This is a genomic window from Streptomyces sp. NPDC048392 (assembly GCF_043200575.1).
Lineage (GTDB): Bacteria > Actinomycetota > Actinomycetes > Streptomycetales > Streptomycetaceae > Streptomyces.
In genome coordinates this window covers 116,132-123,388 of the sequence record NZ_JBICYB010000020.1, presented here as the reverse complement: position 1 = coordinate 123,388, position 7,257 = coordinate 116,132, and the positions used below count along the sequence as shown (strand labels likewise).

Sequence of the window (7,257 nt, the reverse complement as noted above, 5' to 3'; positions counted from 1 at the left end):
CCCGTCGCTGTCACTACACACGGCGCGGCCACTCGTTCGCGGGACAGGCCGGGCGAACCCACCCCGCACCCGGCACCACCCCGCTACAATCCCCACGCTCAAGCCGTTGACCAGGACATACACCGAAGTCCGGCTGGAGTACTAGTCGGCAGTCTGCTGACTCGGGGGCTGGCGCATGCTCCGTGCCGGATCGGGCGAGCAGCAGGTCCTGGAGGCACTTCGCCACGGACCTGTCCGCCCGACGGACGAGGAGCAGGTGCTCTTCCGTTGGTGGTCGAGCGCCTGGAAGTCAGCCGCAGAACCAGGAGCCACCCGAACGCAGCCTGTAGGGCCAACGCATGTGGCTGTAGGTCTGGTAGCCGTACTCACCGTCCACGGTGACCCCGATCTTCTTCTGGACGGCGATCAGGGAGGACCTGGTCTGGGGTCCGAAGATCCCGTCAGCAGCGATGCCGTAGTCGTAGCAGACCTTCAAGGACATCTGCAGGGCCTCGACCTCGGGGCCTCTGCTGCCGAGCAGTAGGTAACAGTCCTGGGCCGTGTTGTTGTAGGCGGGCAGGCGCTGTTCGAAACCGTTGGTGATCGGAATGACTTCGACGCTGTTGCACTCCACCGGAGAGGCCGCGGCCGCGGGGGTCGTAGCTGCGAGGCCGCTGCCCAGGATGGCCGTCAGGGTACCCGCGGTGAAGAGGAATTTGAACCGTTTGACGAGTCGGGTAGTCACAGTCACGCTCCAGATATGCGGACGTAGGGGTGTGGTGGGGCGTCAGTGGCGCGACGCAGGGTCGTGTTCGGTATGAGGGGGTCACCACTACGGGCCGGCTCACGGCTGACGACCTCAGCGACAGGCCGCCTTCGAGCAGGACTGGGCCCGTCCAGCCGCGGACGGTTGTCCTGAGCGACCGGAGGGGTCCGGAAGGAGCCGTGCCCTGCCCTGACCGGTGGAGCCATTGATCAGTGGGGTACCCGGGGCTGTGCCGGGACTCAGACGCAGTCGTACCGCGCGCCGGTTTCGTTGCTGTAGCGGGCCCACTTCATCTTGCCCATGGTCTCGCGGCCGTAGACGCCGTCAACCCCCGCACCGATTCTGCTCTGCACGTTTCGGAGAGCATCTCTGGTGGCCGGTCCGAAGACGCCGTCGAGTGCGAGGCTCTTGCCGTAGCAGCTGTTCATGTTCTTCTGCAGGGCTCTGACCCCGGGACCGGTGTGCCCATACTGCAGATAGCAGTAGATCGTGAAGTCCGCGACATTGATCGGGTAGACGAAGTGCCGGCCGGTCGACCCGTTCTGGACCGCAGTGGACCCGGTGCACACACCGTCTGCTGCGTGAGCCGGGGCAGCGGTGACCACCCCGCCGAAGAGGGCCGCCATCATGGTTCCCGTCGCGAGAGCCGCTTTGATTCTTCCTGACTTGGGCATGCCTGTCGGTTCCTTTCGAGAGGGGAAGACGCCGACATCCGGACGGCACGTACGTGGGCGTCGCTCGACGTCCCAACGGCAGGCAGATCTTCTTTCTCTGGCCTCGCTCATGGACCTTAGGGGCATGGTGCGTGTCGGACTTTGTCCTGCACGCGGGGAACTTTGTCAGGGGTGCACGGCTGTGGACACCGCGTCAGGGGAGGTTCTTCCCTGCGCCTGCGGGAGCCGTTGCGTATCAGGAGAGAGCCCCGACAGACTGTTGTCGGGAACCGTCCACGTTGAGGGGTGGCTTGTGAGGGAACCGGCCGAGGTACTGTCAGCCCAGCTCTGTGACCTCCACGGGCGAAGGCCTGTCTCATGAGCCCGGTCCTGGACACCGCGTCCATACCTCCGCAGGACCGGGAGGAAGTGGTCCGCGACGCGGTGTGGAAGTCCGTGGTGGCAGTCGATATCGACCACCGCCCACCGCCCGGGGACATGTCCGTTCGCATAGGGCTCGGTGCCGCGGGACCCCTCAGGATCTGCTCGGCACGGGCGACCGCGGTCACGATCCGTCGGACGGAACGGCTGGCACGGCAGGACCATGAGCCGGCCGTCTTCATCGGCCTCCAGGTGACCGGCACCAGCCTGGTGGCGCAGAACGGTCGCGAATGCGTGCTCGGGCCGGGGGAATTCGCTGTCTACGAATCGATCACTCCCTACACACTTCTCTTCGACGAGGGAGTCGACCACCACTTCCTGCGTCTCCCCCGGGCGGCACTCGCGCTCCCCGACCGGCTTCTGCGAGAGACCTCCACGCTCGCCTTGGGCCCCGACAACCCCCTTGCACGTCTCGCCTTCAGCTACTTCTCCCAACTGGCCGCCAGCGACGAGCTGCACCGGGGTGTCCACGCCGACGCCGTCGTCGAACCCAGCGTCGAACTTCTCCGTGCCGTCCTGACGTCCCAGCACGGTGCCGCCGCCCTTGCCAAGAGGCCGCTGGAGGCAACACTCAGCCTGCGGATCACTCAATACATCCGAGAGCATCTGGCTGATCCCGACCTGTCGGCCGCACGGATCGCCGCCGTACACAGCATCTCCGTGCGCCACCTGTACACCGTGCTGTCCCGATCCGGAATCAGCCTCGGAGACTGGATTCGTACACGCCGCCTGGCCGAATGCAGGCGAGAGCTGGCCGGCCCGGACAGGCGGCAGCGGACCATCGCGGCAGTAGGACGAAGTTGGGGCTTTCCGAACCCGACCCATTTCAGCAAGGTGTTCAAACAGGCATACGGCGTAACACCTCGCGACTGGCGAGACCTGCATCAACCCCAGTCCTCTGCCTGATGCCCCCATGCGGCCGGGGCTGTTCATCGTTCGGCGTGACTCCCGATGTCTCGGCCTGATGCTCTCCGACGGCGGACGGCCGCGGCTGACCGGTTCTCGGCGCTGACGTTCCGGGTGAGGAGGGCGGCCAGCGGCGGGCCGAGGTGGTCGATGGTGCGGTCTGCGGCAGACATCGGTACTCCCAGCGCCACGGTGACCGGGCCGTCGACGCCGGTCTTCGAAGCCGAGTCCGGCCTCTTGCGCTGACGACCACACAGGCCCCTGTCCCGTCCCAGCTGTTCTGTGCAGTTCTGTACTGTTCTGGGCTGTCCTGATCTGTTCTGTGCTGGGACAGGGAGTCGGTTGCTGAGAGAAGCGTGTTACACGGTTTGAACTGCTCCGACGTTCCGTGGGCCGTCCCGTAGGAAGGGACGTGGGCGGAGATGGGTGTAACGCTGAAGGACCGTCCCCGAGCGGCTGTCCTGACACCGGGCAGGGCACAGGGTGCAGCGCACTGCAGCTGTCCACTCGCACACTTTTCCCATTGACCCGCGGCTGCCTCACCCCAGGATGCCGTGGCGCGGCGATCCGGTCACTCCATCGACAGATCGATCGCGCGATCGAGGGCCAGTGGCCGACGTCGACCGTCGGCGACGAGGAGGATTGGCGGTGAAGCCTCCGCGCGGCGCCCGCACTGCGGTCGAGATCCGAGAACACCGAGTAGTACAACCATCCCTCCCCCGGCCGTGTCTCACAGCAGACACACCCGAACCCGTGGAGGAACCACACCGTGAAGCGCACTACCACCGCCGCCGTCCTCGTCGCCGCCCTCGCCGCCCTGTCGGCGTGCAGCAACGACGACGACAGCGCCGATGCCGCCCCGGCCACCAAGGCCGCGAGCCCCAGCGTCGACCACTCCGCCGCCGAGAAGAAGGCCGGTATCCCCCCGGAGCCGGCCGGCGAAGCCCGTGACAACGTGCTCGCCGTCCTGTTCGACGTCAACCCGGTACTGGCCGCCGACGAGGAAGACGCCATCGACAACGCCCGCAACCAGTGCGCCGCGATCAACGCAGGAGCCGAGCGACTGGAGCAGAGCGCCCAGCAGCGATTCAGCAGCAGCTCGCACGAGGTGACCGAGGACGAGGCGAAGCACATCAACACCGGACTCGCCCAGTTCTGCAAGACCGCCTAACACTCCAGCCGCCGGTCGTGATCTTCGTATCCGAGTATCCGACGCGCGACTTGTCGGCGGTAATGGCCGGCCTGCGCTCGAACCTGGTGGTGGCGGCGCCGGCCGGACCGGCGGAGACGGTGTGCCAAGTCGTGGACGGGCCGGACGGCCGGCGTCGTGAACAGGTGCCAAAGCTTGTTGCAGATGAGCGGGATCAGCCCGTCCGAAGCGGGACGGACGTGTGCGTCGACTCGGGTCACCGCGAGGAGGGCGTGGGCGGGCATGGCGAGGGTGACCCAGCAGGGCGGCGAGGGGTAGCGACGGGACTGGTACTCATCCAGTCCGGCCAGGCCCTTTCCGGCCTGGAAGGTCTGTTCCGCCCAGCCCACTATTCAACTTGGCGCCGCGGTCCAGGGCGGTCAGAGGCATCGGGACGGGTGAGAAGCAGCGGTAATTGGCGGTCTCACCGGCGGTGCGGTCGCGGCGGATCAGCGGCTGATGACTGCCGGGTCGGGCAGCCAGGTCGATGACGGCCCAATCGCAGAAGCGGTGGCCTTTGGCGCCGGCCCGTGCCGACAGCTTCTACCGCCCCGCCTGCGCGCTTCGCAGCCAGGGCATCCGCGCGGGGCCGTCCGGCACCGGTGGTGACTTCGGCCGAGCAGGCGACGGCGAGCGCGTAGCCGTCCGCGCGCTCTTCCAGCGTGGCCCGCAGCTTCGGGTTGCCGCCGTAGACTTCGTCGCCTGCGGTCCGGCTCACGCGGTGCCCGGCGTCGAGGAACCGGCTGATCACGCGGACGGCGAGTTCCGGCTCGGTCGCGAAGACGGCGTCCTCACCCAGGCCCGCGGCTCGGCAGCGGTCAGGGGCGCAAGCGTTTGAAGTCGCGGGCTGCGCAGCTCCCGGCCCACCGTCGCGCGCCCGCGCGTTCTCATAGAGACGAGGCAGAGCGCAGCCTGGGCCGCCTTCCCCGGTCCTCCCGGCGGCGCCCGCTGTACCGGCGCTGGACATCTGAGGTCCGGGTGCCTTCCTCAGGTTGCCCTCGGCGCCGGAGATGCCGAGGTGGACCTGGTCGAGCGCGACGTCGGCGCCCACGTTCAGCTTGAGCAGGTCAAGCCACTCGGCCTGGGGACACCCGGGCCCGCAGGTTCTCCACGTCGGGAGTGAGCTCACCGACCTTGAGCCGGGCACGTCCAGTAAGACGCCGGGGCCGCGCTCCTCCGAGGGCTGTCCCGCGTCGAATCGTCGCCCTGGAGCACACGCAGTGCCTTCAAGTGCCGCCTCGTCCCCGAACTGCTCGGCGCCGTCTTCGCAGGCCTCGTCGAGATGTGGCTCGGCCGTCTCCCTCTCGCCGTGGACACGCAGGTATGTCGCCGCGTCCCAAAGCGCGGAACGCGGCGTCTTGCCAAGGGCGCGAGAGCGCATCACACCGAAGGGCCGCACACCACCTCACCAGTGCTCCGCGAGCGGACGCGACACGAGTGTCAGGCGTCGGTGACCGTCGTGGTCACGGGTGTGCCGATCTCGACGGTCCTGCTCACGGTACAGAGACGGTCATGAGAGGCCTTGACTGCGCGGGGCAGGACCGCGCGGGCGCGCTCCGCTCCCTCGCCGTCCGGGAAAGCCACGGTGAACGCGACCTCGAGGTTCGTCATGCGGTTGCCCATGTCGTCGCTGACCTTGTCCCCCGTAACCGTCACGGAGAACCGGGTGGGCTCTGCGTGACGGCCGGTGGCCACATCGACGTCCACCGCCGTGCAGCCGCCAATCGCGGCCAGGAACAACTCGACGGGAGTGAACCCGGTGTCCTGGCCGCTGTCCGGGGACGTACCGAAACTGATCGATCCGCCGCGGGTGTTGGTCGCGACGAACTGGCCGTTGCCGGTGCGTTCGACGACGACGGAACGCTCTGTGTGTTCGCTCATGTCATTCACATTAGTCACATCGACGTAGCGGCCCACGGCGCCGGACCCGCTCGTCGCCGGGTGAAGCGCGCTCCTGGCGCTGCCCGCGGGATGCGATCTCGCAGACGATGCAGGCCGGGCCCGGCCCGTGGTCGACGCTCATTCCCTTGCGCGCAGATGTTCCTCAGCTCGTTGAGTCAGGGGCCCGCAAATGGGTTCCCGAGTGGGCGCCGCCCTGCTCGGACAGTGCGTCGCCCAGGGCTGGGTGCAGCCGGTCAGACCGTGCAGGCTGCCGTCGGCGGGAACATAGTGGAGAGTCCTGCACGGGGGCGAGGCCGGTACCGCCGTGACCGCGCTTGCCACCGGCCTTCGGTCAGCCGTGCCCGGCCGCGGCCAGCATGTCGAGCGAGACCTGCCACAGCCGCGCGGCCGCCTCGGGATCGAGGGCGTGGTCGGCGACACCCTGTGTCGGTTTGTCCGGGGTGAACGGCAAGGCTTCGTTGCAGTACTCGAAGTATCGGCCACCGACATCTTCGAGCCCCGGCCACGTCCCGAGCAGGACGGAGGTGGCAGCACCCTGTTGCGGGGTCGTGTAGTCGTAGGCCGGCAGTCGTGCGACGTCCTCGTCGGTCAGGTGACGGCCGAGGTTGGTCACGACCGAACCCGGGTTGGCGGTGTTGACGGTGATGCCGTCGGCGGACCAGCGCCTGTTCGCCTCGACAGCGAACAGCGCGGTCGCGGTCTTCGACTCGCCGTAGGCGAGAAGGCGGTCGTACGGCCGCGTCCGGAAGCCGATGTCGTCGAAGACCAGGGGTGCGTGGAGATGGGCGTTCGAACTCAGCGACACGACCCGGGCCCGGCCGGCGGCCGCCAGCGCGTCGTGCAAACCGGTCGCGAGGGCGAAGTGACCAAGATGGTTGGTGGCGAACTGAAGCTCCCATCCCTCCGCCGTCCGCGCCTCCGGGGCCGCCGCGACACCGGCGTTGTTGATCAGGATGTCCAGGGAGCCCTCCCAGGTGGTGACGAACGCGGCGATCGATCCCTGGTCGGACAGGTCGAGCCGAGCGACATGGACTGGTCCGCCCCCGGTGGTGCGGATGTCCTCGGCGGTCTTCTCGCCCGCCTCGACGTTCCGCACTGCCAAGGTCACCTCGGCGCCCGCGGCGGCCAGAGCCCGGGCAGTCTCCACTCCGATGCCCGAGGAGCCGCCGGTGACGACGGCGCGTCGTCCCGTGAGCCGAATGTCGGCGATGACGTCGGCGGCAGTCGAGTCGGCGGTGAAGGGAGTGGTGCTACGGGATGCATTCATGATCTTTTCCCATGGTCGTGCGTTGTTGCCCAAGTGGGACACGTCCGAAGAGAAGGGCGCCGACATACGGATCCTCACGGCTCCCCGCGCAGCGAGCCGTCGTCTTCTGTCCGCTCCGTGCCGTCCGCCTGTGAAGGGCCTCGTGACCACAGTG

The 7,257-nt window shown here is 67.9% G+C and carries 7 protein-coding genes; 3 read left to right on the top strand and 4 right to left on the bottom strand.

What is annotated here, in order from left to right:
- Positions 1–289: 289 nt before the first annotated feature.
- Both ACGFYH_RS24885 and ACGFYH_RS24880 read right to left on the bottom strand, forming a co-directional pair.
- Positions 290–724: a peptidoglycan-binding protein gene (locus ACGFYH_RS24885; RefSeq protein WP_393805369.1), complete on the bottom strand. Its 435-nt coding sequence runs from the start codon at positions 722–724 to the stop codon at positions 290–292.
- 260 nt (positions 725–984) lie between these two features.
- Positions 985–1,419 (bottom strand): peptidoglycan-binding protein, encoded by a 435-nt coding sequence (locus tag ACGFYH_RS24880; RefSeq protein WP_393805368.1) that lies wholly within the window; start codon positions 1,417–1,419, stop codon positions 985–987.
- Positions 1,420–1,776: 357 nt separating this feature from the next.
- On the opposite strand from ACGFYH_RS24880, the gene ACGFYH_RS24875 reads away from it, so the two are divergent.
- From ACGFYH_RS24875 to ACGFYH_RS24865, 3 genes are all read left to right on the top strand, one after another.
- Complete coding sequence (locus ACGFYH_RS24875; protein ID WP_393805367.1) at positions 1,777–2,745, top strand: helix-turn-helix domain-containing protein; 969 nt, start codon at positions 1,777–1,779, stop codon at positions 2,743–2,745.
- 769 nt (positions 2,746–3,514) lie between these two features.
- Entirely contained in the window at positions 3,515–3,916 is a 402-nt protein-coding gene (locus tag ACGFYH_RS24870; protein ID WP_393805366.1) for a hypothetical protein, read from the top strand.
- Between the two features lie 505 nt (positions 3,917–4,421).
- Positions 4,422–4,772: a hypothetical protein gene (locus tag ACGFYH_RS24865; RefSeq protein ID WP_393805365.1), complete on the top strand. Its 351-nt coding sequence runs from the start codon at positions 4,422–4,424 to the stop codon at positions 4,770–4,772.
- 602 nt (positions 4,773–5,374) lie between these two features.
- On the opposite strand, the gene ACGFYH_RS24860 is transcribed toward ACGFYH_RS24865, so the two are convergent.
- Together ACGFYH_RS24860 and ACGFYH_RS24855 are read right to left on the bottom strand one after the other, a co-directional pair.
- Entirely contained in the window at positions 5,375–5,815 is a 441-nt protein-coding gene (locus ACGFYH_RS24860; RefSeq protein WP_393805364.1) for an OsmC family protein, read from the bottom strand.
- A gap of 352 nt (positions 5,816–6,167) precedes the next feature.
- Positions 6,168–7,103: an SDR family NAD(P)-dependent oxidoreductase gene (locus tag ACGFYH_RS24855; protein WP_393805363.1), complete on the bottom strand. Its 936-nt coding sequence runs from the start codon at positions 7,101–7,103 to the stop codon at positions 6,168–6,170.
- Between the last annotated feature and the right edge of the window lie 154 nt (positions 7,104–7,257).